This is a genomic window from Amycolatopsis samaneae (assembly GCF_039541975.1).
In the GTDB taxonomy this organism is placed as follows: domain Bacteria; phylum Actinomycetota; class Actinomycetes; order Mycobacteriales; family Pseudonocardiaceae; genus Amycolatopsis; species Amycolatopsis samaneae.
The window spans coordinates 29943-54876 of the sequence record NZ_BAABHG010000007.1 but is presented as its reverse complement, the minus strand read 5'-3'; the positions used below and the strand labels follow the sequence as shown (position 1 = coordinate 54876).

General features: G+C 71.1%; 23 protein-coding genes. 11 read left to right on the top strand and 12 right to left on the bottom strand.

What is annotated here, in order from left to right; translation table 11 throughout:
• Window positions 1-77: 77 nt before the first annotated feature.
• The 6 genes from ABD987_RS19210 to ABD987_RS19185 form a co-directional block, all read right to left on the bottom strand.
• Entirely contained in the window at window positions 78-1916 is a 1839-nt protein-coding gene (locus tag ABD987_RS19210) for a dynamin family protein (protein ID WP_345394972.1), read from the bottom strand.
• Window positions 1913-2383 (bottom strand): nucleotide exchange factor GrpE, encoded by a 471-nt coding sequence (gene grpE, locus ABD987_RS19205; protein ID WP_345394970.1) that lies wholly within the window; start codon window positions 2381-2383, stop codon window positions 1913-1915. Before grpE ends, ABD987_RS19210 begins: the two co-directional genes overlap by 4 nt.
• Window positions 2384-2407: 24 nt before the next feature.
• Window positions 2408-3064 (bottom strand): TetR/AcrR family transcriptional regulator, encoded by a 657-nt coding sequence (locus ABD987_RS19200; RefSeq protein ID WP_345394968.1) that lies wholly within the window; start codon window positions 3062-3064, stop codon window positions 2408-2410.
• The gene (locus ABD987_RS19195) at window positions 3061-3540 is read right to left on the bottom strand and encodes a YqeB family protein (protein WP_345394966.1); all 480 of its coding nucleotides are present in this window, start codon (window positions 3538-3540) and stop codon (window positions 3061-3063) included. Before ABD987_RS19195 ends, ABD987_RS19200 begins: the two co-directional genes overlap by 4 nt.
• A 43-nt stretch (window positions 3541-3583) precedes the next feature.
• Complete coding sequence (locus ABD987_RS19190) at window positions 3584-4228, bottom strand: hypothetical protein (RefSeq protein ID WP_345394964.1); 645 nt, start codon at window positions 4226-4228, stop codon at window positions 3584-3586.
• A gap of 82 nt (window positions 4229-4310) precedes the next feature.
• On the bottom strand, window positions 4311-5837 hold the full coding sequence (locus ABD987_RS19185; RefSeq protein ID WP_345396157.1) for a dynamin family protein: 1527 nt from the start codon (window positions 5835-5837) through the stop codon (window positions 4311-4313).
• Window positions 5838-6077: 240 nt separating this feature from the next.
• Here ABD987_RS19185 and ABD987_RS19180 point away from each other — a divergent pair, with 240 nt between their 5' ends.
• Window positions 6078-7307, top strand: a complete 1230-nt coding sequence (locus tag ABD987_RS19180) for a sensor histidine kinase (protein WP_425551086.1) — start codon at window positions 6078-6080, stop codon at window positions 7305-7307.
• Window positions 7304-7960, top strand: a complete 657-nt coding sequence (locus tag ABD987_RS19175; protein ID WP_345394961.1) for a response regulator — start codon at window positions 7304-7306, stop codon at window positions 7958-7960. The genes ABD987_RS19180 and ABD987_RS19175 overlap by 4 nt, the downstream gene beginning before the upstream one ends.
• A 95-nt stretch (window positions 7961-8055) precedes the next feature.
• On the opposite strand, the gene ABD987_RS19170 is transcribed toward ABD987_RS19175, so the two are convergent.
• Window positions 8056-8964, bottom strand: a complete 909-nt coding sequence (locus ABD987_RS19170; protein ID WP_345396151.1) for an SDR family oxidoreductase — start codon at window positions 8962-8964, stop codon at window positions 8056-8058.
• A gap of 8 nt (window positions 8965-8972) precedes the next feature.
• On the bottom strand, window positions 8973-9560 hold the full coding sequence (locus ABD987_RS19165; RefSeq protein ID WP_345394958.1) for a TetR family transcriptional regulator: 588 nt from the start codon (window positions 9558-9560) through the stop codon (window positions 8973-8975).
• 272 nt (window positions 9561-9832) lie between these two features.
• Here ABD987_RS19165 and ABD987_RS19160 point away from each other — a divergent pair, with 272 nt between their 5' ends.
• The 6 genes from ABD987_RS19160 to trmB all read left to right on the top strand — a co-directional run bounded on the left by ABD987_RS19160 (window position 9833) and on the right by trmB (window position 14860).
• Window positions 9833-10774: an ABC transporter ATP-binding protein gene (locus ABD987_RS19160; protein ID WP_345394955.1), complete on the top strand. Its 942-nt coding sequence runs from the start codon at window positions 9833-9835 to the stop codon at window positions 10772-10774.
• A 22-nt stretch (window positions 10775-10796) separates the two neighbouring features.
• Window positions 10797-11543 carry a hypothetical protein gene (locus ABD987_RS19155; protein WP_345394952.1) on the top strand — a complete coding sequence of 249 codons (747 nt, stop codon included), beginning with the start codon at window positions 10797-10799 and terminating at the stop codon, window positions 11541-11543.
• A 186-nt stretch (window positions 11544-11729) separates the two neighbouring features.
• A complete protein-coding gene (locus ABD987_RS19150; RefSeq protein WP_345394949.1) occupies window positions 11730-12647 on the top strand; it encodes an ABC transporter ATP-binding protein in 918 nt (305 codons plus the stop codon).
• The gene (locus ABD987_RS19145) at window positions 12644-13387 is read left to right on the top strand and encodes a hypothetical protein (protein ID WP_345394946.1); all 744 of its coding nucleotides are present in this window, start codon (window positions 12644-12646) and stop codon (window positions 13385-13387) included. The genes ABD987_RS19150 and ABD987_RS19145 overlap by 4 nt, the downstream gene beginning before the upstream one ends.
• Before the next feature lie 226 nt (window positions 13388-13613).
• Window positions 13614-14132: a hypothetical protein gene (locus ABD987_RS19140; RefSeq protein WP_345394943.1), complete on the top strand. Its 519-nt coding sequence runs from the start codon at window positions 13614-13616 to the stop codon at window positions 14130-14132.
• Between the two features lie 20 nt (window positions 14133-14152).
• Window positions 14153-14860, top strand: coding sequence for a tRNA (guanosine(46)-N7)-methyltransferase TrmB (trmB, locus tag ABD987_RS19135; protein ID WP_345394941.1), 708 nt, complete (start codon window positions 14153-14155; stop codon window positions 14858-14860).
• Between the two features lie 597 nt (window positions 14861-15457).
• On the opposite strand, the gene ABD987_RS19130 is transcribed toward trmB, so the two are convergent.
• Together ABD987_RS19130 and ABD987_RS19125 are read right to left on the bottom strand one after the other, a co-directional pair.
• Entirely contained in the window at window positions 15458-17752 is a 2295-nt protein-coding gene (locus ABD987_RS19130; RefSeq protein ID WP_345394938.1) for an FtsX-like permease family protein, read from the bottom strand.
• Window positions 17749-18414: an ABC transporter ATP-binding protein gene (locus ABD987_RS19125; RefSeq protein ID WP_345396148.1), complete on the bottom strand. Its 666-nt coding sequence runs from the start codon at window positions 18412-18414 to the stop codon at window positions 17749-17751. The genes ABD987_RS19130 and ABD987_RS19125 overlap by 4 nt, the downstream gene beginning before the upstream one ends.
• Before the next feature lie 224 nt (window positions 18415-18638).
• Between ABD987_RS19125 and ABD987_RS19120 the strand changes: the two genes are divergently transcribed.
• The 3 genes from ABD987_RS19120 to ABD987_RS19110 are packed head-to-tail and all read left to right on the top strand — an operon-like array spanning window position 18639 to window position 22427.
• On the top strand, window positions 18639-20438 hold the full coding sequence (locus ABD987_RS19120) for a sensor histidine kinase (protein WP_345394935.1): 1800 nt from the start codon (window positions 18639-18641) through the stop codon (window positions 20436-20438).
• Window positions 20435-21091, top strand: a complete 657-nt coding sequence (locus tag ABD987_RS19115; protein ID WP_345394933.1) for a response regulator — start codon at window positions 20435-20437, stop codon at window positions 21089-21091. Before ABD987_RS19120 ends, ABD987_RS19115 begins: the two co-directional genes overlap by 4 nt.
• Window positions 21092-21116: 25 nt before the next feature.
• Window positions 21117-22427, top strand: a complete 1311-nt coding sequence (locus ABD987_RS19110) for an amidohydrolase family protein (RefSeq protein ID WP_345394931.1) — start codon at window positions 21117-21119, stop codon at window positions 22425-22427.
• Window positions 22428-22433: 6 nt separating this feature from the next.
• Here ABD987_RS19110 and ABD987_RS19105 read toward each other — a convergent pair whose 3' ends face one another.
• Together ABD987_RS19105 and ABD987_RS19100 are read right to left on the bottom strand one after the other, a co-directional pair.
• Window positions 22434-23120 carry an SDR family oxidoreductase gene (locus ABD987_RS19105; protein ID WP_345394929.1) on the bottom strand — a complete coding sequence of 229 codons (687 nt, stop codon included), beginning with the start codon at window positions 23118-23120 and terminating at the stop codon, window positions 22434-22436.
• Between the two features lie 445 nt (window positions 23121-23565).
• Entirely contained in the window at window positions 23566-24915 is a 1350-nt protein-coding gene (locus ABD987_RS19100; RefSeq protein ID WP_345394926.1) for a DUF7850 domain-containing protein, read from the bottom strand.
• Between the last annotated feature and the right edge of the window lie 19 nt (window positions 24916-24934).

The following is a 24934-nucleotide window of genomic DNA, read 5'->3' as shown; positions in this document are numbered from 1 at the left end:
CACCGTATGCCGGTTCGGTTCCGGTCCACAACAGGGTGGGCCAAGACCCGACCGGGTGATCACGCTCCGGAACGAGGTCAGCTCTTGTCGCGCAGCGAGCGGATGCGGGCGAGCAGCGTTTCGGCGCGGTCGCGGCCGTCGCTGACGTCCTTGAGCCGCTTCGAGACGATGGCGATCTTCTTCGACCGCTCCTGCGCGCCCATCTTGATCGTCTTGTCGACTTCCTTCAGTTCCGCCTCGATCGCGTCGATCCGGCGGCCGAGCGCCTCGTCGAGCGCCATCGACAGCTGCTGTTCGGCCTCGATGAGCTGCTCGGCGACGAGCTGGTCGAGCGTGGACCGCGCGTCGGCGATGGCCTCGACGAGCCACTGCTTCATGTGCTGTTTGTCCGACGCGTGCTTGCGGGTGCGCGCCATCCACCAGCCGGCACCGAGGCCGATGACGATTGTCGCGGGCAGCACCACCGGGTTGAGGATGGCGACCCCGGCCAGCGGCAGCGCGGCGATCTTGCCCGCGCCGACCCCGCCGGAGATGCCCATGAAGACGAGCAGTTTGTCCTCGGCGGTCGGCGGCTTCTTGTCCGGCGGGCGCAGCACCACCGGCGGTCCGCCCGCCCGCAGGAACTGCGCGCGGATGACGTCCAGCTCCTCGGCCGAGAACAGCTCGGCCAGCGAGACGTTGGTGACCTGGTTCAGCCGCTGGGAAAGCTGCATCGAGATCCGCTGTGACGTCGTCTGCAGCGCGATGTCCACCTGCTGCGGGAGCGCGGCCAGCTCGTCGCGTTTGGCGCCGTCGATCAGCTGCCGGAAGTGCGACTGGGCGTCGCGCATCTCGCGGCTGCTCTCGTGCCCGATCTCGACGCGGGTGCGCTGGACCTCCGCGCGCAGTTTGAGCTGCCAGCCCCGCGTCGAGGTGCGGCGGTCGGCGGTCAGCTGGTCCCGGCGTTCCCGCAGCTGTTCGGCTTCGGCCTCACCGGAGGACAGCGCCCTGCTCTCGGCCTGCAGCTTCGCCTTCAGCTCGCCGAGCGCGCTGGACAGCGCGCGCAGCGTGTTGGCCTCGCCGAGCATCGCGGAGCGGCCCACCAGCAGTTCCTGCAGCGCGACCTGGAGCGGCGCGATGCCGGACTTCTCCCGCAGCATCGCGGCCATCTGCTCGTTCGGCGCCTTCGCCGCGGTCTCGAACATCCGCGCCGAGACGGGGTGGAACACCGCGTCGGCGAAGCGGGGGGCGTGCTCGGCGAGCAGCTGGCGATCGGCCTCCATGACCTCGCGCCAGCCGCGGAAGGCGTCGACTTTGGACAGTGCGAACACGACGGTCTCGACGCGGTCGCCGACGTCGCGCAGGAACTGGAGCTCGGTCGAGGTGAACGGCGCCGAGGCGTCCACGACGAACAGCAGCGCCGTCGCGCCGGCGGCGGCCTCCTTGGCGAGCTCGCCGTGCATCGAGTCGAGCCCGCCGACGCCGGGGGTGTCGACGATGGTGATCCGCTCCAGCAGCGGCACCGGACCGCTGACCTCGACGTACCGCGGCGGGATCTGGCCGGGCGGCAGCTCGTGCGCGGCGGACACCCAGTTGATCAGCTGGCCGAGGTCGATCGGCACCGGCGCGAGCTGACCGGGGTAGCACGCCTGGGCGCCCCACTGCGGCGCGTGCTCGAAGACCAGGTACGTCGCGGTCGCGACATCGGCGTCCACAGGGGACAGTCCCGGCATCGAGATCATGGCGTTGACCAGGGAGCTCTTTCCGCGGTTGGTCTCCCCGACGACCACCACCGACGGGTGCCCCTGCCGTGCGCCGCGAATGCCCTCGACCCACTTCGCGACCTGCGGATCGGCCTCACGGACGACGCCGAGCAGCTGTTCCTGTGCGGCCTTGACCTGCGCGGGCAGGGTCGGCGCGCCGACCGGAGCGCTCACTGGGGCTTCTTCGCGTAGACGGTGACGATCGGCGCGCGCAGCAGCTTGCCGTGGTCGGCGAACCCGGCGATCTCCGTCTCGGCGACGACGCCGTCGAGCGCGGCGTCCTCGGTCGCGACGGCTCCGCCCGCCTCGTGCAGTGCCGGATCGAACCGCTCGCCGTCCGGGCGCAGCGCCTCGACACCGATACCGGCGAGGCCGTGTTCGAGCCGCTCGACCACGCCGCCGCTACGGGCGCGGTCCAGCGCGTAGAGGCAGAGCTGGATCAGCGTCTGGCGGTCGGCGAGTGCGCGCTCCAGGTCGGCGGGACCGACGTGCGCGGCTACGGATACGGCGTCCACGTCGGGCTTCGACGTGTCATCGGCGTCCTCGGTTCCCGCCCGATCGGCGGCTTCGATGACGGCCGAGGAGATCTGTCCCGTCGGCTCGTCGGCGTCCGCGCCGCCGCCCTTGCGAAACCACGCCATCGCGCCCCCTGTCCGGAACCCCCGTCAGCTGGGGGAGATTCCACCAGTCTGGGGCATTCCACCGCCACCGGGGGCGGAAACCGCGGAATCCGGGCACAGGAACCGCGTCAGGATCAGCCTGAGCATGTCCCGCTCGGCGACGACGTCGAACTCCGGATCGAAGTTCGCCCGGCCGAGCAGCGCGTCGATCAGCACGGTGATCCAGTTCGCGGCGCCGCGGGGCGGGATCGACGCGTCGATCAGCCCCGCCCCGGCCGCCCGCCGGACGAGCACCTCGATCCCGTCGCGCAGCACGGTCTCGTTGTGCCGGATCAGCGCGGCGAACTCCTCGTCGCGCGCGGTCTGCGCGGCGACTTCGAGCAGGAGCCGGACCACGGCCGGTTCGGCGACGCCGGCGGCGAAGTGGTCAACGACGTCGAACAACGCGGTCAGCGGGTCGGGCGCCTTCACCGCCTCGGCGAGGTACTCGGCGGTCTGTTCCCCCTCGTCCGCGAAGATCGCGACGAACACCGCGCGTTTGGTGGGGAAGTAGTGGAAGAGGCTGCCCGAGGAGATCCCGGCGACGCGGCAGATGTGCGCGGTCGTCGTCTTCTCGAAACCCTTTTCGGCGAAGCATCCGGCGGCCGCGTCGAGGATCGCCCGGCGCTTCGCCGCGTGCTTGGCCGGATCGACCTTTCTCATCGCTCCGCGGGTGGCTCGTCCTGCCAGGGGAAGCCGTGTTCGGTGAAGCCCTTCGCCAGGTCGGCCTCGGCAAGATCGGCCTTCTCGCGCACCAGCTCCCTGCCTTCGACACCCAGCAGCACGAGCTCCTTGTCGTCCTTGAACACCGCGGTCACCTCGGCCTCGATGCGCCGCTTCTTCTTGCCCCGCTGGAGCCGGACGCTCCCGGGCGCGACCGTCACGATCAGCCGCTGCTCCGCCCAGACCGCGGCGAACAGCCAGCCCGCGACCAGGCCGACGGCGATCAGGCCGAGCAGCCCCCACGGCCGCGGGATCTGCACGATCAGCTTGAACGGCCCCTGCATGGGGAACCAGGCGAGCGAAACCACCCAGCCCGCGACGGCGTAGAGCCCGGCGCCGAGCAGCGCGCCGCCCAGCGGGCACCCGAACCACGAACCGCGGCGGACCCAGCGTGGTTCGTCGATGATCGTTTCCATGTCACTCATTATCAGAGTGACTGCTCGGTTTATCAAAACCGGGTCAGGCCAGGTCGTCGATCACCTCGCACAGCGCGGCCTCCAGCAGCGGCCCGTTCTCGGCGAACCGGGAGGACACCAGTACCTGGTCCTCGGCCACCCGCAGCCACACCGGCCCGGCGACGGAGATCTCGATGACCGAGAGCCGGAACGGGTAGGCGCGCCTGCCCAGCCGGACCTCCGCCTCCCGGACCAGCTGGCCGAGCCGTTCCCCGGCGACGATCTGGCGCCGGTAGAAGCCGGGCGCCCACGGGGTGCCGCCCTCGCCGGACCGATCACCGGCGCCGCGCAGCGCCGGACCGCGCGAGGAGGCGAAATGCCGGGACGCCGACGCGGTGAAGTACTCGATCGCGTGCCGCGTCGCGGTGTCCGCCTCCAGCCCGGCCCGCCGGTGGCGGCCGCGCGGGTCGGGATCGTCGCGGGCCCGCAGGGACGCGAGCAGCTCGTCCCACCAGGCGGCCCACTCACGCTGGACGGCGGCGCGGTCGAGCCCCGGTGGGATGTGCACCGGAACGTCCGGCTCCACCGGGGGCAGCACCGGGCCGTCCTCGACGGACAACGCGAGGGCGTCGCGGACATACAGCGCGACGTCGACCACGGACTCGCTGGTCCAGCCGACCCGCCAGGAAGTCGTGTTCTCTAGGCGCACGAATTCCAATGTACGCGGTGAAACCCCGGATCCCGACGGGTTCGCACCCGCTGGGCAACCGAGAACAAGGCCGGGTGCCGGTTCAGCCCTGCGGTTCGCGGATCTGTTGCCAGATCAGGAAGTACGCCCGGTGCACGACATGCGCGACGCGGCTTTGCGCCGGTGTCGCGCCGAAGGACGCGAACGAACGCCACCAGCCCGCGCGTTCCAGCGCGTGCGCGGTGAGCTCGGCGCGGCCGGCGCCGGGCATCCCGAGCTGCGCGCCGATGTCGGCGTTGCTGCCGACGCGCAGGACCTCCTCGGTCAGGTCCTCCGGCATGTCCACCGCACCCGAGGCGACCAGCGTCAGCGCCTCCAGCAGCCGCAGCTGGTGGGCCTCCGGCTTGGCGAGCAGGACCTCGATCGCGTCGTGCACACGCTGGCGTTCCGCCGGGTCGCCGGAAGCGTGCGCGAGCGCGGTGACCGAGGCGAGCGCGGCCGCCGCCTTGATCCCGTCGGCGCGGGCGGCGAACACGATCGACAGCCGCTGCCGGACGGCTTCGAGCCCGGACGCGTCGAGCAGGACGCGGCGCAGCGCGCCCGCGGTGATGGCCGGTTCCGCGCGGATCGACTCCACCGCGCGCCGGACGCCGAACAGGTCGAGCTTCTCCAGCAGCCGCAGCCGGGTCCCGGCGGCGACCTCGCAGTCCCAGCTGGTGAAGATGTCCGCCGAGATCAGCATGGTCTCGAGGATGTCGTCGTCCATCTCGGCGAGCTGCCGCAACGCCTCGGCGTCGGCGGAGGTGAAACCGCCGGACTCGGCCGACTCGGCGATCAGTCCGATCACCGGCAGGACGTCGGCGACCCGCGGTTTCAACGTGCTCGCCTGCTTTTCGGCGAGCATCGTCGCGGCCTTCCACACGTCGCCGTCCGCGCCCTCGACCGACTCGGGCGCGATGGTGTCGGCCTTGTTGAGCACCGCGATCGCGTTCACCGGGCCCGCCTCGCGGCTCGCGGTGGCCGCGGTGAACGCGGCGAGGGCCTGCTGGTCGTCGGCCCGCACGCCCTGGGTGACGACGTAGAGCACGGCCTCGGCGCCCGCGACGGCGTTGCGCGAGGTGTCGTCGAGGTCGTCCGAACCCTCTTCTTCCTCGTCGTCGTCCTTACGGTGCTTGGCCGCGCCCAGTAGTTGTTCGGTGCGGGACACCGACGCGGCGTCGAGCGAACCGAGGCCGGGTGTGTCGATCACCGTCATGCCCTGCAGGACGGCGTTGGTCAGGTAGGCCTCGATGTGCGAGACCTGCTCGATGTCGACACCGAGCTCGGCGGGGATCATGCCGTCCGCGGCGAAGGGCAGCACCTGCTTGCGCCCGTCGGTGAACACGATCTCGACGCGGTCGACCGTGCCGTACTGGAACCGGGTCACCAGCCGGGTGCACTCGCCGATGTCGGTCGGGGCGACGCGACGCCCGATCAGCGCGTTGACCAGCGTCGACTTCCCGGACTTGATCCGGCCGGCGACCGCGACCTGCAACGGCCCGCCGAGCCTGCGCAGCACCTCGGCGAACCCCGCCGCGGTGCGTGGCGAGACCTGCGCCTGGAGCCGGTGGCAGAGATTCGCCACCGACATCGACAGCGGGCCCGCGAGACGCCCCTGATCCGCCGCTGACGTCACGACCGCATCCCCCTCCAGAGTCTTGCGGGACACCCGCACCCGGTCGGCAGCGCGAGCGTGCTTCGCGATTGTGTGCTCACGCTGCCTCCGAAAGCCCTCCCGACGAATCGTGCCATGTCCCTCATCCTCGGGTCGCACCGAAGGTGCTACCGCCGACCGACGCGCCGGGCGCCGGAGTGGACCTACGGTGTCGAGGTGCGACGGTTGAGTCTCTGGCTACGTGCCCATCCGATGGTGGGCGACACGATGCTGGCCGTGATCGTCGGGCTCGTCGATCTCCTGATCCTCGTGCTGGACGAGATCGTCAACGACTTCTCCAGCCTGCCGCCGTGGTACGTGGCGCTCCCGATCGAGGCCGCGATCATCCTGGCGCTGGTCTACCGCCGACGAGCGCCGCTCTGGTCGGCGTACGTGCTGCTGGTGATCGGCATCATCCACAACACGCTCGCGCTCGGCACCGCCGGCGTGATCGGCCTGGCGATCAGCGTCTACTCGGTGGTCGTCTACGTCGGCCGCCGCCAGGGCCTGATCTACGTCCTGGTGCTGGCGCTGGCCAGCGGCGCCCTGCTGACCACCCAGCCGCTGGAGAACCGGCTCTCCTCGATGGTGTTCACGCTGTTCGGCATCGCGCTGTGCTGGGTGCTCGGGGAGTTCGTCGGCGCCCGCCGCGCCTACGACGAGGAGGTGCAGGCCCGGCTGCACCTGCTGGAGACCGAGCGCGACCAGGCCACCCGGATCGCGGTCGCCGAGGAACGCGGCCGGATCGCCCGCGAACTGCACGACGTCGTCGCGCACGCGGTGAGCGTGATGGTGGTGCAGGCCGACGGCGCCTCGTACGCGCTGAAGTCGGATCCGGAGCTGGCGGAACGGGCGCTGCGGACGATCTCCGAGACCGGCCGGGGCGCGCTGGGTGAACTGCGGCGGCTGCTGGACGTGCTGCGCAACGAGCACGGGGACGACGAGCCGAGGGTGCCGCAGCCGGACGCGCACGCGCTCGCCGACCTCGCCGAGCGGATGCGGGACGCCGGGGTCGCGGTGTCCCTCGACGTCGAAGAGGATCTGGGCGATCTGCCGGCCGGAGTGTCGCTCGGGGTGTACCGGATCGTGCAGGAGTCGCTGACCAACACGCTCAAGCACGCGGGCGCGGGGGCGAACGCCGAGGTACGGGTGTGCCGTGTCGGTGAGTCGATCGAGGTGCTCGTCCGGGACGATGGCGCCGGACGGGCGATGGAACTGGTGCCCGCGACGGCGGCGTCCTCGACGTCGAAGACCGCGAAGGCCCCGATCCGGCTGCAGGTGCCGGGCGGGAACGGACTGATCGGGATGAGGGAGCGCGCGAACGTGTACGGCGGAACGCTGGAGGTAGGGCCCGCGGACGGTGGGTGGCAGGTACGTGCCGCGCTGCCGGTCAGGCTGGCCTCGTGATCCGGGTGGTGCTGGTCGACGACCAGGAGCTCATGCGCGTCGGTTTCCGGATGGTGCTCGGCGCGCAGGAGGACATCGACGTCGTCGGCGAGGCGGGGGACGGCGCGCAGGCGGTGCGGCTCGCCGAGCAGCTGCGCCCGGACGTCGTGCTGATGGACGTGCGGATGCCGGTGCTGGACGGCGTCGAGGCGACCAAGCGGATCGTCGCGGCCGGGACCGCGCGGGTGCTCGTGATGACGACGTTCGACCTGGACGAGTACGTCTACGCGGCGTTGCAGGGCGGAGCGAGCGGGTTCCTGCTCAAGGACACCCAGCCGGATCACCTGATCTCGGCGCTGCGCTCGGTGGCGAGCGGCGACGCGGTGGTGTCCCCCTCGGTGACGCGGCGGCTGCTGGACCGGTTCGTCGGCGCGGGCGGCAGCCCGCTGCGGGACACCTCCGAGCTGGAGGCGCTGACCGAGCGGGAGCGCGAGGTGCTCGTGCTGATCGCGAAGGGCATGTCGAACCTGGAGATCGCCGAAACGCTGTTCCTGTCCGAGGCGACGGTGAAGACCCACGTCGGCCGGATCCTCGCGAAGCTGGAGCTGCGGGACCGCGTGCAGGCGGTGGTCCTCGCCTACGAGACCGGACTGGCGAAGCCGGGCGTCGGCTGATGACCAGCGGGTACGTGCTTTTCTTGGCCCCAGCACGTGCCCTGCCCAGACCGTGGGCCCCGGAGGATTCGGGAGTTCCCCGGGGCCCACGGCCTTCACCGGAACGGCGCCGGATCGGCCGTCGCGGGATCGAGGCCGGCCTGGTGGACCTCGCTCATCCAGCGGCCGAAGTCCGGGCGGGAGCCGTCGACGTCGGTGATCCCGTACTCGCGCATCAGCGTCCACGACGCCAGCGTCCGGCCGGCGAAGCGCGCGACGTCGGGGTCCGCGGCCAGCGCCGCGACACCGCGCGCCACGTACGCCGGTGACTCCGAGATCGCGAAGTCGACCGGCGCGGTCCTGCCCACCGCGTCCCGCCAGGTCTGCTCGGTGACGCCGAACAGGTCGAGCATCGCCTCGGAACGCAGGAAGCCCGGCGTGATCGAGAGCCCGGTGCAGCCGTGCTTGGCCAGCTCGGCACCCAACGCGCGGCCGAGTGCGCGGATGCCGCTCTTGGCGAGGTAGTACGGGATCCCGGCGCCGACGTAGTCTTCGTTGTCGCCGTCGGTGACCTCCAGCACCAGCCCGCCCGGCCGCCGCACCACGAGCGGGAGCAGCCGGTGCAGGGCGATGAGGTGGGTCTCGACCGCGTTGCGCACCAGCGTCAGCGCGTTGTCCAAAGAGGACTCCCAGTACGGCGAATCGAAGTCCGCGAACGGATCACCGCCCCAGACGTCGTCGACCAGCACGTCGATTCCGGACTCGACGGCGGCGATCCTGTCCCGCAGAGTGTCCACATCGGACACCGAGGTGAAGTCGCAGCGCACCGCGACACCCCGCCCGCCCGCCGCGTCCACCAGCTCGGCGGTGCCCTCGATGGTTTCCGCGCGGTTCATCGGCGACGACGTCGTCCGCGTCGTCCGCCCGGTGACGTACACCGTCGCGCCGAGGCGGCCCAGCTCCACCGCGATGGCCCGGCCGCAGCCGCGCGTCGCGCCGGTGACCACCGCGACCTTGCCCCTCAGGTTTTCCTTCACTGCCCCTCCTGTCCTCGCCACGCGGACAGCACCGCGTCGACGTCTTCGGTCAGTCGCTCGACCAGGCCGCCCTCCGGGCGGATCGACCAGTCGAGCAAGGCCCCGTTGACCACCGCCAGCAGCGTCCGCGCCGCGCGCTCCGGCTCCGGCGCGCGCGGCAGCTCCGGCGCGGCGGCGTCGGCCAAAAGGCGGAGTTCGCCCTTCACCGCGGCGTAGTGCTCGCCGAGCAGCGCCCGCAGGGCGGGATCGCCGATGTCGACACCGAGCTGGCCGAGGTGGTTCGCCGCCGTTCCGGCGTCCCCGAACCCGGCGTACGTCTCCGCCAGCGCCGCCCGGAGTCCCGCGACCGCGTCCTGCGCCGCGTCGGCGCGGGCTCGCATCCGGCCGGTCACCTCCCCGGTCGCGTGCCGGCTCAGTGCCTGCAAAAGGCCCGTTTTCGAGCCGAAACGCTGACTCGGGGTGCCGACCGCGACGTCGGCCTCGGCGGCCACCTGGGCGAGCGTGAAACCGGGGCCGACGCGGCCGATGACGGTCGCCGCCGCGGCCAGCAGCCGTTCGTCGCTGATGCTCCGTGGTCGTGCCATGCCTTTATTGAATCACGGTTCATTAATGTCGGCGACACGACCCCGGCATGAGTTCAGGGTTGACTCAGGGTCATCACCGATCGCACCAGTGCCCGGGTACGAGGAAGGTACTACTCAGGTCGGGTGACAGGTTCGATCCTCAGGATGACGCGGGCACGGGTCGCCATCGGCAACGATGGGTCCCGGCACACAGCTGGGGGTGTCGCGGCAGGGACTACGTCGCGTTGCACCACACGGGCCACGACGCATCAGCCGCTGCAGAGGGAGCAGACATGATCGAGGCAACGAGCCTCACCAAACGCTACGGCGCCACGCTGGCGGTGAACAACCTTTCGTTCAGCGTGGCGGCGGGCAAGGTGACCGGGTTCCTCGGCCCGAACGGCGCGGGCAAGTCGACCACCATGCGCATGATCCTCGGCCTGGACAACCCGACCTCCGGCCAGGCACTGATCGGCGGCAAGCGCTACCACGACCTCAAGGAGCCGCTGCGTACCGTCGGCGCGCTGCTCGACGCGAAGTGGGTGCACCCCAACCGCTCGGCGCGGGCGCACCTGAGCTGGATGGCGAAGTCCAACCGCATCCCGGCCTCGCGCGTGGACGAGGTGCTCGACATCGTCGGGCTGACCAGCGTCGCGGGCAAGCGGGCCGGCGGGTTCTCGCTCGGTATGTCGCAGCGGCTGGGGATCGGCGCGGCGCTGCTGGGCGACCCGGAGGTGCTGCTGTTCGACGAGCCGGTGAACGGGCTCGACCCCGAGGGCATCCTCTGGATCCGGAAGTTCATGCACCGGCTGGCCGACGAGGGCCGCACCGTGTTCGTCTCCTCGCACCTGCTTTCCGAGATGGCGCTGACCGCGAGCCAGCTGGTGGTGATCGGGAAGGGGCAGCTGATCTCCCAGTCGTCCACCGAGGACTTCGTGTCCCGCGCGGCGGAGAACAGCGTCAAGGTCCGTTCGCCGCAGCTCGCCGAGCTGCGCGAGGTACTCGTCAAGGCGAGCGCGAGCGTGACCGACGACGACAACGGCATCCGGGTGTCCGGAATGGACAGTGACAAGATCGGCGAGATCGCCGCGGCAAACCGGCTCGTGCTGCACGAGCTGAGCCCGCAGACCGGCTCGCTGGAACAGGCGTTCATGCAGATCACCGGTGACTCCGTGGAGTACCACACCGGCCTCGACGCCGAGGCGCAGCACGTACTCGACCCGGCCGCCCACTGACCTCCCGAGGAAACCGAAGATCATGACTCTGCTCGCGGTAGAACGCATCAAGCTCTTCACCACCCGCTCGCCGTGGTGGTGCGCACTCATCACCCTCGGCCTCACCGTCGGCCTCGCCGGTATGTTCGCGGCCGCCGCACCGGCGGGCGAATCGCTGGACGTGCCGACCACCCAGATCGGCTACCAGTTCGGGTCCGCCGTGATCATGGTGCTCGCGGCGCTTTCGGTGACCACCGAATACCGCTTCGGCACCATCCGGACGACCTTCCAGGCGGTTCCGCACCGCGGCTCGGCGCTGGTGGCGAAGACCGCCGTCGTCGCCCTGCTCTCGCTCGTCATCGGTGAGATCGCCGGGTTCGGCTCGTGGGGCATCGCGAAGCTGATCCGCCCGAAGGACAACCTCGCGCTGCACACCACGGCCGACTGGATCAACGTCGCCGGCGTCGGCGTGCTGTTCGCCTTCGCCGCGGTGATCGCGGTGGCCGTCGGCATCCTGATCCGGCACAGCGCCGGCGCCATCGCGCTGCTGCTGATCTACAGCCTGGCCGCGGAGAACCTCATCAAGCTCATCCCGAAGGCCGGCGAGAAGATCCACAAGTGGATGCCGTTCAACGTCGCGGACAAGTTCCTCAGCGGCGGGGGCAACACCGCGGGCCGGATCGTCTCGGATTCACCGCTGAGCCCCGGCTGGGCGCTGGCCTACTTCGCCGGGTTCTCGATCGTGCTGCTGGCCATCGCGATCGGGGTCGCCAAGAAGCGCGACGCGTAGGGGAAGGACCACCACAGGAAGTTCCGGACGGGAAACGGCGAATTCGGGGGCCGTACCGGCTGGACAAGGGGAAACAGGGGAAGAGCGGATCCGGGTCACCAATCGGGGGGTGACCCGGATCCGCTCGTTTCGGCACGTTTCGGCGTAAGGTCAGCCTCGTCCATTAGCAGGAGGGGGAGGGCTTCGGTGATCGAAGCGAGAGGGCTGACCAAGAGATACGGCAGGACGGTCGCGGTGAACGGGCTGACGTTCACCGCGCGGGCCGGGCGCGTCACGGGTTTTCTCGGGCCGAACGGCGCCGGGAAGTCGACGACCATGCGGATGGTGCTCGGCCTCGACACACCGGACGCGGGTGACGTCCTCGTCGACGGCGAGCCCTACCGGCGGCTGCGGGATCCACTGAGGACGGTCGGCGCGATGCTGGACGCGACCTGGCGGCATCCCGGTCGCTCGGCGCGGGAGCACCTGCGCTGGCTCGCGGCGTCGAACGGGATCCCGGACCGGCGGGCCGACGAGGTCCTCACGCTGGTCGGGCTGGACACCGTGGCGAAGAAGCGGGCGGGACAGTTCTCCCTCGGCATGCTCCAGCGGCTCGGCATCGCGACCGCGCTGCTCGGCGATCCACGCGTGCTGCTGTTCGACGAGCCGGTGAACGGGCTGGACCCGGAAGGCATCGTCTGGATCCGCCGGCTGATGCACGCGCTGGCCGCCGAGGGGCGGACGGTGTTCGTCTCCAGTCACCTGCTGCCGGAAATGGCGCAGACCGCCCAGGACCTCGTCGTGATCGGCCGGGGGAGGCTGATCTACCAGGGCACCATGGAGGAGTTCGTCGCCCGCACGAGCGAGCACGGCGTCCGGGTCCGGACGCCGCACGCCGAAGCGCTGCGTACCGCGCTGGGCGAACGCGGCGCCCAGTTCACCGAGCACGACGGCGCGCTTGTGGTGTCCGGAATGGACAGTGACGCGCTCGGCGAGCTCGCGTTCACCGCGGGCGCCACGCTGCACGAGCTGAGCCCGATCACCGGTTCACTCGAACGCGCGTACCTGGAGCTGACCAGGGAAGCCACGGAATTCACCATGGAGCAGCAGGGAGCCGCGCGATGAACGTGCTGCGCGCCGAACGGATCAAGCTGTTCAGCACCCGGGCGCCGTGGTGGTGCACCGCGATCGCCGTCGTAGCGCCGCTGGCGTTCACCGCGGTCTTCATGGGGCTCGCCGGATCGAAGGTCCCGGTCAACGTCGGCAACACGCAGCTGGCGTCGGCACAGGGCCGCACGGTGGTGCTGGTCCTCGCGGTGCTGGCGGCGACCTCGGAGATCAACTGGGGCACGCTGCGGCTGACGTTCCAGGCGGTGCCCTCCCGGGTGCCCGCGCTGCTGGCGAAGGCGACCGTGGTCGGCGCGCTGAGCACCGCGATCGGTCTCGTCGTCGGCTTCGGTTCGTGGGGTGTTTCCCTGCTGGTCCAGCCCGGCGCCGACCTCGCGCTGCACACCGGCGCGGACTGGCGGTCGGTGCTCGGGCAGTCCGTGACGTTCCTGCTGACCGGGATTCTCGGCGTCGGCGTCGGACTGCTGTTGCGCAACACGGGTCTCGCGCTGGCGCTGGTGCTGGTCTGGACGCAGTTGGTCGAGGGACTGCTGGCGCTCATTCCCCGGGTGGGTCCCCACATCTACCCGTGGATGCCGTTCTACGCGGCCGACCAGTTCGCCGGTGGCGATCTGCAGCGGACGATGTTGCGGCTCTCGCCGCCCATGGGGCCGTGGGGATATCTGGGCTATTTCGCGGCGATCAGCGTCGTCGTGTTCGCCGCCGGTGTCGCGGTGACCCGGCACCGGGACGCCTGATCTTCCGGCCACCTGGAGTAACGGGCGATCGTATACCGCAGGCAAAGGAGTTAAGACCATATTAAGAGCCTGTGGCTTCTCTCACAGGAAGCGGACATAATGCCGTGACCAGGAAATATTCATAGTGAGGAACGAACCGGAACCGTCTCAGCTCCCGTGGAGGTGATCCTTGGCGGTGGACACCGGTCAGGATGTAGGTAGCACGATTCCCCGTGCCCGCAAGGAAATGGCGGCGCCACGACTGGAACCGATGCTCGATCTCGAGTGGTCTCAGGCCATCGAACTCCCGCGGACGGCGGCGTCCGCGGCGGGGCCCGTCGAACTCCGGCGCGCGTGGGTGCATCGCGCCCCCGAAGATCGAGTAGTGGCGTTGTTCCGCACCGCGGGCGGGATGCACGGCCCGGTGCCCGCGCCGTGGTGGTTGCGCGCGGTCGCGGACGGGAAACTGGAATCGCGGGAACTCGGTTTCCGCATCGAAGATCGAATAGCACAGCTGCTCGGCAGACGGCCCGGATGGGAATTCGTGCCGTGGGCCGCCGACGGCGAATCCGGGTATTGGGAATTCATGCCGTCCGAACGTGGCAAGTCCGGGCACGCCATCCCCACCACGGTGATCAACACCGATCGCCACCCCGGCTGGATCGACGTGCTGCCCGCACACAGCGGCAGCACGCCGGAGCCGATCGCGGTCGCCGGGCTCGCCGGTCTGCGCGCCCGGCTCGGGGAGTTCGAAGCCGTCCGCTAGCGCGCCGTAGGGTTGGGCCCGTGGAGAGCGAGGACCAGCCACGACTGCGCAGCGTGGTCAGCTATGTCAAACGCGGCGGCCGGATGACCGTCGGCCAGCAACGCGCCTGGGACGAACAGTGGCCGTTGCTCGGCCGCACGGTCACCGAGCTGCCGCCCGGCCCGGTCGACTTCGACGCCTGGTTCGGCCGCCCGGCTCCGGTGCTGCTGGAGATCGGGTCGGGGATGGGCGAGACGACGTCGCAGCTGGCCGCCGCGGCGCCGGAACTGAACTACGTCGCCGTCGAGGTGTACGACCCGGGTCTCGGGCAGCTGATGCTGCGCGCGGAGAAGCTCGGCGTGACGAACCTGCGGCTCATGCACGGTGACGCGGTGATCCTGCTGAAGGAGCACGTCGCGCCGGACTCGCTGGCCGGGGTGCGGCTGTTCTTCCCCGACCCGTGGCCGAAGAAGCGCCACCACAAGCGGCGGATCGTGCAGCCGGACTTCGTGGAGCTGGTGGCCTCGCGGCTCGCGCCGGGCGGCACCTTCCACCTGGCGACCGACTGGGAGCACTACGCCGAGCAGATGCTGGAGGTGTGCTCGGCCTCGCCCGCGCTGCGCAACCGGTACGCCGACGAGCCGGGCGGCTGGGCACCGCGCCCGGACTGGCGCCCGGTGACGAAGTTCGAGCAGCGTGCCGACGTCGAAGGCCGGATCTCCCACGACCTGATCTTCGAACGCCGCTGACACCCCCGGAGGGCGCTTCCGGAGGGCTGCTTGCCCGGAACGGGGTTTACCCGACGCGCGGTTTACCCGACGCGCGGTTTACCCGACGCGCGGTTTACCCGGCACGTGGCTTACCCGGCACGTGGCTTACCCGACGCGCGGTTTACCCGGCACGTGGCTGGCCCGGCACGCCGCCTCCCCAGCACGGGGCTTGCCCCGGCACGCCGCCACCCACGCGCCCGAACGTCCACTATGGACAAACCGACCGCCCCGCCAACACCCCGGCGACTCGGCCCCACTGGGGGGTGTCCCCCACCCTCTCCGGGGGGCGTCCCCAACAACATTCTATCGCCGGGGTACGACAGGACCCCGGGAAACGGGCTGAGCGGCCGAAGTTGTCCACAACCGGTGGATGCCTGTGGACAGATCGACCCCGACGCACGTTGTGCCTGCTCGGAGGTCCGTGAATGCCACATTGAGGGACTCTGAGTCCCTCAATGTGGCATTCACGGACCACAAACACGCTGAAGGGGGCCTTCCCCGCGCCCCGAGCGAGGAAAGTCCCCTTCAGCTACCCCCGTAACTCGCCCTTCCCCCGAATCGAAGGGCGAGCACGTCCTATTCGTCGGCCAGCGGTTCCGCCTGCACCCGCTTCAGCGCGGGTGTGCAGACCGACGCCCCGAGCAGCGCCACCAGCACGCCGAGCACCACCGGCGCCGCGATCCACGGGCTGAGCACCACCCCGCCCCCGCTGACCAGGCTGAACAACCCGACCCCGACCAGCGTCCCGACCACGCCGGCGCCGATCGTGGCCACCAGCGCGGGCAGCGCGGCCTCCATCCGCAGCGCCCTCGACAGCACCCGCACCGGCGTCCCCGCCGCGATCAGCGCGCCGAAGGTGCGGCGGCGGTCCATCACCGAGCCCGCGGTCGCGACCGCGGCGCTGCATCCGGCGAGGACGGCGGCGGCGAGCAGGCCGATGACGGTGACCCGCCGCAGATCGCCGAGTTCCTGCTCCTGACCGTGCAGCCGCTGCTCACGGCTCCAGATCGTCTCCCCGCTCGACGCGCCGACGAGCGCGGTCCGCACGACCTCGCGGTTCGCGTCGGTGGTCGGTGCCACGACCGTGACCCACTTCGGCGTGACACCGGCCGGGAGCACGGACGGGTCGATGATGGACACGTCGGTGAGGTCCTTGTCCGCGTTCGTGATCCGGTGCACGGGCGTGCCCGGCGCGAACGCCACGCCGGTCTCCTTCTCCGAGCCGGGGTTGCCGGTGACCTTCCACTGCGCCAGGTCGACCGGCGTGTCGCTGTAGACGCCCGGCGCCGACTGGCACGCACCGCCGACACCGAACCGGGTCAGCTTCGCGGCCTCCGCGCAGGTCATCACCAGCGCGGACCGGTCACGGCGGCCGCGGCCCTCGCCGGACACCAGCGACACGGTCGGCACCGGCAGTGCCCGCGCCGACTGCCCGTACTCCGTCAGCTTCGCGTTGGCCTGGTCGACCACCTGTGCCGCGCGGGTGCTGTCGGTGTCGACGTAGAGCACCGAGTCCTGGTACGAGCGGCCACCGCCGGTCATCGACTCGAAGGTCGGCAGCAGCGTCAGCGCCATCGAACCGGCGAACACCGCGAGCACGATCCCGGCCGAGGACCGGTAGGCGCCCTTCGGGTCCTCCCGCAGCCGCCGCCCGGCCAGCAATGCCGCCGGACGGCGCCAGATCCGCACGAACGTACCGCCCACCGCGGAGGTCACCCACGGCCCGACCACCATCGCGGACGCGACCAGCAGGAACAGCCCGCCCATCACCATGGTCATGCCGTTCGAGCTGTTCTTCGACGTGGAAATCGCGTAGAGGAAGAACAACCCGGCGACGGGCAGTGCCAGCAGCCGCCACCACTTCAACGGCTTCGGCGTGTGCCCGCCCGCCGCGAACAGCGGCGTCCTCAGCACCCGGCGCAGGCCGAGCACCCCCGCCAGCACCACCAGCACCGGCAGCGCGAGCACCAGCGCGGCGGCCAGCGGCACCGGGAGGGCGAAGTCCGCGGCCTGCCAGGTCCCGCCGTCCCAGGACACGTACGTCGCGAGCGCGGCCAGCCCGGGGCTGACGGCGAGCCCGGCCAGCGCGCCGACCACCGCCGACAGCGTGGTCTCGGCGGCGACCATGCCGGTCACCTGGCCGGGTGTGGCGCCGGCCAGCCGGATCGCGGCCAGCCGCCGCTCCCGTCGGGCCGCGGTGAGCCTGGCCGAGGAGGCGACGAGCACCAGGCTCGGCACCAGCAGCACGATGATGCCGACCCAGGACAGCAGCGTGAGCATGCCGTCCACACTCGCCTTGCCCTGCGGGAAGGTGGTCACCGGCCGCGCGGTCTCCGGCATGGTGTCCGGGGAGTGGCCGACGAACGCGACCAGCTGTTCCGGATACTTCAGCGATTCCGGCCCCAGTTCGCCGACCACCTTGCCGTAGCGGTCACCGAGGTGGGTCGCCGTGTCGCCCTGGATGAGCTTGGCGAGCGCGGGCGACACGTAGGCCTGGCCCGGCGCGGGCAGCCCCGGCAGGCCGGGGGACGGCTTCAGCGCGGCCGCGTCGCCCTTGCCGGTCAGCGCGACGTCGACGCGGGCGATCTCCTGGCCGTTCGCGAAGTCCTGGGAGGCGAGCAGGAGCATCGGCACCGAGTTGCGCGCCGCCGCCCGGCCGGAGTCCTCCTGCAGACTGGACCTGTCCTGGCCGTAGTAGTAGCCCTCCTGCCAGATCGCGCGCTGCGCGCGGGCCTGAGTGGCGAACGGCAGCGACGCGAGCAGCAGCACCAGCGCGGTCGCGACCGCGACACCGACCGCGGTGAGGATCGCCGAGGTGCGAGTACGCCGGTCGACACGCAGCACCTGCATCGCAAGGCGAAGCGAGTTCATGCGGCGACCCTCGAAGCGATCAGCCCGTCACGGATGGAGACGGTGGTGGGCATGGACTCGGCGATGTCGCGGTCGTGGGTGACCACGACCACCGCGGCGCCGGTCTCCCGCGCGGCACCGAGCAGCGCGTCCATGGTCTCGCGGCCGGTACGGGTGTCGAGCGCGCCGGTCGGCTCGTCGGCGAAGATCACCTTCGGCTGATGGGTCAGCGCCCGCGCGATCGCGACGCGCTGGGCCTGCCCGCCGGACATCTCGCCGGGTCGCCGGGTTTCCATGCCCTTCAGCCCGAGACGTTCGAGCCAGATCCGGCCCGCGTCGACGGCCTCCTTGCGGCCCTTCCCGGCCAGCAGCGACGGAAGCGCGACGTTCTCCTCCGCGGACAACTCGGAGACGAGCATGCCGGACTGGAAGACGAACCCGAACTCGGTGCGGCGCAGTTCGCTGCGCTTCTTCTCACCGAGCTGGTCGACCCGCTGACCGGCGAGGTGGATCTCGCCGGCGTCGGCGCGGAGGATCCCGGCGAGCACGTGCAGCAGCGACGTCTTCCCGGAGCCCGACGGGCCGACGATCGCGACCGCCTCGCCCGCCCGGATGTCGATGTCGACCCCGGCCAGCGCGTACTGGGCGCCGTAGCGCTTCACCAGTCCACGGCCGGAAAGCACGGGACCGGCTGTCCACTGTGGATTGTTCGGCTGTCGCGGGTGCACTGTGGTTCTCCTCGTCGTTCACCGGGTTTGACCAACGGTGACGAGCTTCGCCGAGCCACGGGTTTGTCCACTTCGGGCAGACGGCCAGTGCTGTCCGGCCCGGCATCGGCCGATCGGCCGACCCGCTCCGGACCACACGGCCAAGGTGCGGGCCACGCGCGATCCTCTACCGTTTCGCTGTGGCCGCCGAAAACCCCGACACCTCGTTCTACGCCCGCGCCAAGGAGTTCGCGCGCCGGCTCGGCGCGCCCGCGATCGTGTTGTTCGGCGCGCTGCTGTTCGACATCCTGCTTCTCGGCAGCGCCGCGATCGACAACGCCGGCCCCAAGTGGGTCGACCTGTGGTTGTTCCCCGGCATCTTCGGGATGGCGGGCTGTGTCTGGTGGGCACGCTCGCGGGCCGCGGTGGCCGCGGTCGCCGGGGCGGGCGTGCTGGTGCTCTCCAGCGTGCTGATCCGGGCCACCCACGCGCCGGCGTATTCGAGCCTGCTGGTGAACCTGTCCATCACCGAGGTGGTGGCCGGGGTCGAGCTGGTCTACTTCGCGGCGCGGAAGACCCGGCTCGGCGTCGCGTCCGTGACGATCAGCTCGCTCGTCGTCGGCGCGCTGTGTGCCGTCTTCGGCCGCGTCCACAGCTCCCACCTCACCAGCAGCCAGGTCCTGGCCAGCCTGTTCGTCGGCCTCGGCCTGCTGGCGGGCGCCACCGTGCTCGGCCTGCTCACCCGGCCACGCAACCTGCCGAAGCCGAAGACCCGCTGGCTGGCCGACCACCAGTCACCGACGGTCCGGCTGATCGCCGAGACACTGCGCAACCAGTGGCCGCTGGTGGGCGTCCTCGCGCCGTTCCTGCTGATCGACTTCATCGGGACCTACAACAACAATCTGCACCCGCTGCCGATACTGGCCTGCTCGCTCGCCGCCGCCGGCATCGTCCTGCTCGCCCCGCGCCACCCCGAACCCGCCGCGATCGCGCTGGCGGCCGTGTTTCTCCTGACCGCGTTCGTTTCGCCCTTCATCCGGCCCAGCCTCGTCTGGGGCGGCGGGTTGACGCTGCCCGAGGTGGCCGCCGGGATGGGCATGGTCGTGCACCTCGTCCGGCTGGTCCCGGCGAGACGCGCGTGGCCGAGGATCGGGTTGCTCGGCGCGGTGGTCGCGGTCGCCGCCGTGTTCGGCGGCGACGCGAAGGGTGGCCGGGCCGACGCGAACCTGCTGGGCATGCTGTTCATCGTCGCGGTGCTGATGCTCGGGATCGCGGTGGCGACCGGGCTGTTCCTGCGGTCACGGGACCGCGAACGCAAGCAGGTCATCCGCTCGGCGGTCACCGACGCGCAGACGTCCGAGCGGATGGCGCTGGCCCGCGAACTGCACGACGTCGTCGCGCATCACGTCACCGGGATCGTGGTGCAGGCACAGGCGGCGAAGATGATGGCGGCGAAGGACCCGAGCGTCGCCGTCGAGGCGATGGACCGGATCGAGCACGCCGGGACCGAGGCGCTCGTCGCGATGCGGCGGCTGGTGCGCAGCATGCGCGGGGACGCGCCCGCCGGGTCGAGTGAACTCAGCGAGCAGGCGACCACCGACCTCGGGGCCGACCTGCGCCGGCTCGTCGAGCACTCCCAGCACGGCGTCGAGACCTCGTGCCACCTCGACCTGCCGCCGGATCTGCCGCACGAGGTCGGCCGATCGGCACTGCGGCTGATCCAGGAAGCGCTGACGAACATCGGGAAGCACGCATCGGGCGCGACGGAAGCGCTGGTCGTGGCCGAGGTCGCCGGTCCGGAGCTGCATCTGCAGGTGACCGACAACGGCCGTGAGCCGGACCGCCGTCCGGCCGGGGGATCGGGGGGATACGGTCTGGTCGGCATGCGCGAACGGGTCGCGCTGCTGCACGGCCGGATTTCCGCCGGGCGGATGCCGGACGGCGGCTGGCGGGTCGAGGCCTGGCTGCCACTCGCGGAGCAGAGGAACGAGGACGAGTGATCCGGGTACTGATCGCCGACGACCAGGAAATGGTGCGGATGGGGTTCCGCATGATCCTGGACGCGCAGGACGACATCGAAGTGGTCGCCGACGTCGCGGACGGCGTCTCGGCGGTGGCCAGGGCCAGGGAACTGCGCCCCGACGTCTGCCTGCTCGACATCCGCATGCCGGGGCTCGACGGGCTCGAGGTCACCCGGCAGCTGGCGGGCCCGGACGTCACCGATCCGCTGAAGGTCGTCGTGGTCACCACGTTCGACCTCGACGAGTACGTGCACACCGCGCTGCGCAACGGCGCCAGCGGATTCCTGCTCAAGGACGCCGGGCCCGCGCTGCTCATCGAGGCGGTCCGCGCGGCGGATCGCGGCGACGCGCTGGTGTCGCCGCAGATCACCGTCCGGCTGCTGAAGCACTTCGACGGCAGCGAAGGCAAGGTGAAACGCGATGTCGCGCCGCCGTCCGAACCGCTGACCGCGCGCGAAATGGATGTCGTGAAGGCCGCCGCGCGCGGGCTGACGAACACCGAGATCGGCGCCGAGCTGTACCTTTCGCTGTCCACGGTGAAAACGCATCTGGCCTCGGTGCAGAGCAAGGTCGGCGCACGCAACCGGGTCGAGATCGCCGCGTGGGCCTGGCGGAGCGGCGTCGTGGACTGAGTCGGCGGGCGCGTAAGATCCCGTTATGTCGCGCCGTTTCCACGCCCCCGTCGTCCTGCCCGCCGATCCCTCCTGTTCTCTGCTGCGTGACGCGGTGGTCGATGTCGACGAAAGCGGCCGCATCGTCTTCTGCGGACCTCGTGCCGGGGCACCGGAGTGGTCCGGCCCGGTCACCGAGCTGACCGGGATCCTGATGCCGGGGCTGGTCAACTCCCACGCGCACAGCCCGATGACGCTGCTGCGCGGGATGGGCGGGGACCTGCCGCTACTGCGCTGGCTGCGCGAGATCATCTGGCCGGCGGAGGCGAAGCTGCGGCCCGAGGACATCCGGGCCGGGATGCTGCTCGGCTCACTGGAGATGCTGCGCCACGGCGTCACGACGAGCGCCGAAATGTACTTCGAAGGCGAGCAGCTCGTCGACGCCGTGCTCACCACCGGCGGGCGCCTGCTCATCGCGCCGCCCGTGATGGACCTGCCGACGTTGGGGTTGACCTGGCGTTCGACGCTCGACGCGATCGACAAGTGGATCGACACCGACGGGCTGCGCTTCGGCCCCGGCGACCGGGTCGAGCTGGGCTACGGGCCGCACTCGGCGTACATGCTCTCGCCCGAGGGCCTCACCGCAGTGGCGGAATCGGCCGCGGCGCGTGGCGCGCTCGTGCAGATCCACGTGGCCGAGGCCGCGCTGGAGGACACCGCGCAGCGCGAGGAGTTCGGCTCGGTGCCGAAGCTGCTGGAGCAGGTCGGAATGTTGCAGGGCCGGATGATCGCGGCGCACGCGATCCACCTGTCCGACGAGGACATCGAACTGTTCGCGAAGTACCGGGTCGGGGTCGGGCACTGCCCCGGCTCCAACGCGAAGCTCGCCTCCGGGATCGCGCGGATCGCGGACCTGCGTACCGCGGGTGTGGATGTCGGGATCGGCACCGACGGCCCGGCCAGCAACGACGACATCGACCTGTGGGAAGAGGTCCAGCTGACCGCGATGCTCGCGCGTCTGGCCACCGGCGACTCGACCGTGCTCACCGCCGCCGACGTCTTCCTGCTCGCCACCCGGGGCGGGGCCGCGGCGCTGAGCCGCCAGGACATCGGCGCGCTGGAGCCGGGCCGCTGGGCCGATCTGGTGCACGTCGACGTGGACGGCCCGGCGTTCGCCGCCGGTCTCGACGTCCCCGACGAGCAGCTGCTGTCGAACCTGGTGTGGGCCGCGGGGTCGCGGCACGTGCGGGACGTGTGGGTCGCGGGCGAGCAGGTCGTCGCGGACGGCGAATCGACGCGGGTGGACCGGACGAAGGTCCAGGCCGCGGCGGGCGAGGCCGCGGCCCGACTGCGCTAGGTCCCGCTAACGGGTGACGCGCGGGCGGAGGACGACCTCGGTGAGGTGCGCCTCGGGGCTCGCGGTCACCGCCGTGCGAACGGCGGCGGCCACGGACTCGGGACGCAGGTAGCGGCCGGGGTCGTAGTCGTTGCCCTCGCCCGCGACGATCGCCTGCTGCATCTCGGTGTCGGTCCGGCCCGGGTACACCGAGGTCACCCGCAGCGCCTGCTCCTCCTCGCGCAGCGAATCGGCGAAGGCGCGGACGGCGAACTTGCTCGCGGCGTACGGTCCCCAGCCGGGCCGGGCGTTCTGCCCGGCACCGGAGTTGATCACCACGACGTGCCCCTTCGCGGTACGGAGCGCGGGCAGCAGCCGCCGGGTGATCTCGACGACCGCGAGAACGTTGACCTCGAAGTTGTCCCGCCAGTCCTGAGCGGTGGAGTCGGCGACGGTCGCGATCCTGGCGACGCCGGCGGAGTGCACGAGGACGTCGAGCTCGCCGATGTCGGCCGCGGCCCTGTCCAGCGCTTCCGGATCGGTGAGGTCGACCGGCCACGGGGTGCTGTTCGGGAGCTCGGCGGCGGTCTTGGCGAGCGCCTCGGCGTCGCGGCCGCCGAGGAGGACACGATGGGTCGGGGCGAGCGCGTGGGCGATCGCGGCGCCGATACCGCGGGAGGCACCGGTCACCAGTGCGAGGGGAAGCTCGGTCATGGTTCCCACGGTAAGGCGGTGATCGGCGGGGGCCGCACCGAGGGACGCCTTCGGTGCGTTGGGCGCACCGAGGGACGCCCTCGTCGCACTGAACGCACCAAGGGCGCCCCTCGGTGGCCCCGCGGCCCCGCGGCCCCGCGGCCCCGCGCTGAAAGCCTCCTTCAGTGCGCTGGGCGAGCTGAAGGACGCCTTCAGTGCACCCAACGCACTGAAAGCGTCCTTCAGCACCGGGCGCTCGACACGTCCCACTCACCCACAGTTATCAACACCACGAATGGGCCCCCGACCAGGCCTTTTCCCGACTTGTCCACAGCGGAACCCCGCATGTGGACAACTCTCACCGCCCACCCCCGTTTTCCGGGGTTCCGTCGCACCCCGGCGATAGAATGGTCATGGGGTCGCCCCCCGGAGAGGGTGGGGGACACCCTCCAGTGGGGAGCGTCGGTCAGGGGGCGAAGGCGAGCCGGAAGCCGGGGATGAGGCCGAGGTCCAGGTCCGGGTTTTCGGGGTGGGCGGGGTCGAGGGTGGTCGTCGGGGTGCAGCCGGTGGCCGGGTCGGCGTCGGAGTCGCGGGCGGGGTCGCCGAGATGCGGGCGGGTCGGCCGGTGGCCGGAGTACGCGGGCGGCAGCGCCTTCACGTCGAAGCAGACCTGATAACCACCCGGCTTCAGCTTGTCGAAGAGGTACTTGCCGTCCGCGCCGGTCGTGGTCGTGGCGACGTTCTCGCCGCCAGCGGTCTTCTGTGCGACGCGCACCCCGGGAACACCGGCCTCACCGGGATCCTGGTGACCGTCGCGGTTCCCGTCCGCCCAGACGTAGTCGCCGATCCGGCCGTTCGCGGGCGGCGGAGTGACCACAATGGACGCCGAGGCCGACTTCGCGGGCAGCGTCCCGCCCGGGTAGTCCGCGGTCACGGTGGCCGTGCTGACATGGCCGTTGTCCTGCTCGGTCACCTTCGCGTGCGCACACGTGACGTCCCGGCTTTCCCCCGGCCCGAGCGGAAAACCGCCATCGGGCACGGCACACCACGGATCCCGCACGGTGACGTTCGCCAGTGCCTGCGTGCCCTCGTTCGACACCGTGACCCGCAGCCGCGCGGTGCCGCCCGCCGGGATCGCCGCCATCGGACCCCACTCGCCGGTCACCGGGTTCTGTGCCTGCGACCGCACCGAGAACGCGGCCAGCTGGAGGTACACGCAGTCCCACATCAGCCAGGTGTGGTTGGTGGTGGCGAAGAACCTGACCGACTTCGCGTCCTCCGGCGCCACCGCCGGCGGGAAGTCCTGACGTTCCAGCCCGCCCTGTTCGACGTCGCGGCGGACGTCGAGCTTCTGCTCCCGCACCACCTTGCCGGCGCCGTCGGCGAACCGCAGGCCGGTGGCCAGCGCACGGTCGGGGGCGGCGAGGTTCGCCTTCACCGTCCCCGTCCAGTCGGTGAGTGTGTAGGCGCCGCCCGGCACGAACCGCTGCTCCTGCTCGGCACCGCTGACCATGCCGTCCGGGGTCTGGATCAGCGCGTACTTCGCCCCGTCGACGGGGTAGGTGCCGTCGGTGAACAACCGCGGCGTCTTCACCGAGGGCGTCAGCGGCGGCACCGGCGCGGCCGGAGTGAACAGGTACCCCTCCGGGGCGCCACGCTGAGTAGTTTTCTCCACGCTCGGATTCGCCGCGATCCCGCCGGTGCACCCCGGCGGAACCGGCCCCGGCCCGGTCTCCCCCGAAGCGATGGGGACGACCGGGCCGAGGACGAGTGACACGGCGGCGACCACCACAAAGCCCGCACGTGTCCTGTTCACCGGATGCTCCTGCCTGCCA

What these genes read in the sequence shown, in the direction of transcription:
- ABD987_RS19110 (WP_345394931.1), top strand. Translation starts at nt 21,117, where the DNA reads ATGTCGCGCCGTTTCCACGCCCCCGTCGTCCTGCCCGCCGATCCCTCC.
- ABD987_RS19140 (WP_345394943.1), top strand. Translation starts at nt 13,614, where the DNA reads ATGGCGGCGCCACGACTGGAACCGATGCTCGATCTCGAGTGGTCTCAG.
- ABD987_RS19185 (WP_345396157.1), bottom strand. Translation starts at nt 5,837, where the DNA reads ATGTCGGTGGCGAATCTCTGCCACCGGCTCCAGGCGCAGGTCTCGCCA.
- ABD987_RS19200 (WP_345394968.1), bottom strand. Translation starts at nt 3,064, where the DNA reads ATGAGAAAGGTCGATCCGGCCAAGCACGCGGCGAAGCGCCGGGCGATC.
- ABD987_RS19145 (WP_345394946.1), top strand. Translation starts at nt 12,644, where the DNA reads ATGAACGTGCTGCGCGCCGAACGGATCAAGCTGTTCAGCACCCGGGCG.
- ABD987_RS19195 (WP_345394966.1), bottom strand. Translation starts at nt 3,540, where the DNA reads ATGGAAACGATCATCGACGAACCACGCTGGGTCCGCCGCGGTTCGTGG.
- ABD987_RS19160 (WP_345394955.1), top strand. Translation starts at nt 9,833, where the DNA reads ATGATCGAGGCAACGAGCCTCACCAAACGCTACGGCGCCACGCTGGCG.
- ABD987_RS19155 (WP_345394952.1), top strand. Translation starts at nt 10,797, where the DNA reads ATGACTCTGCTCGCGGTAGAACGCATCAAGCTCTTCACCACCCGCTCG.
- ABD987_RS19130 (WP_345394938.1), bottom strand. Translation starts at nt 17,752, where the DNA reads ATGAACTCGCTTCGCCTTGCGATGCAGGTGCTGCGTGTCGACCGGCGT.
- ABD987_RS19165 (WP_345394958.1), bottom strand. Translation starts at nt 9,560, where the DNA reads ATGGCACGACCACGGAGCATCAGCGACGAACGGCTGCTGGCCGCGGCG.
- ABD987_RS19105 (WP_345394929.1), bottom strand. Translation starts at nt 23,120, where the DNA reads ATGACCGAGCTTCCCCTCGCACTGGTGACCGGTGCCTCCCGCGGTATC.
- grpE (WP_345394970.1), bottom strand. Translation starts at nt 2,383, where the DNA reads ATGGCGTGGTTTCGCAAGGGCGGCGGCGCGGACGCCGACGAGCCGACG.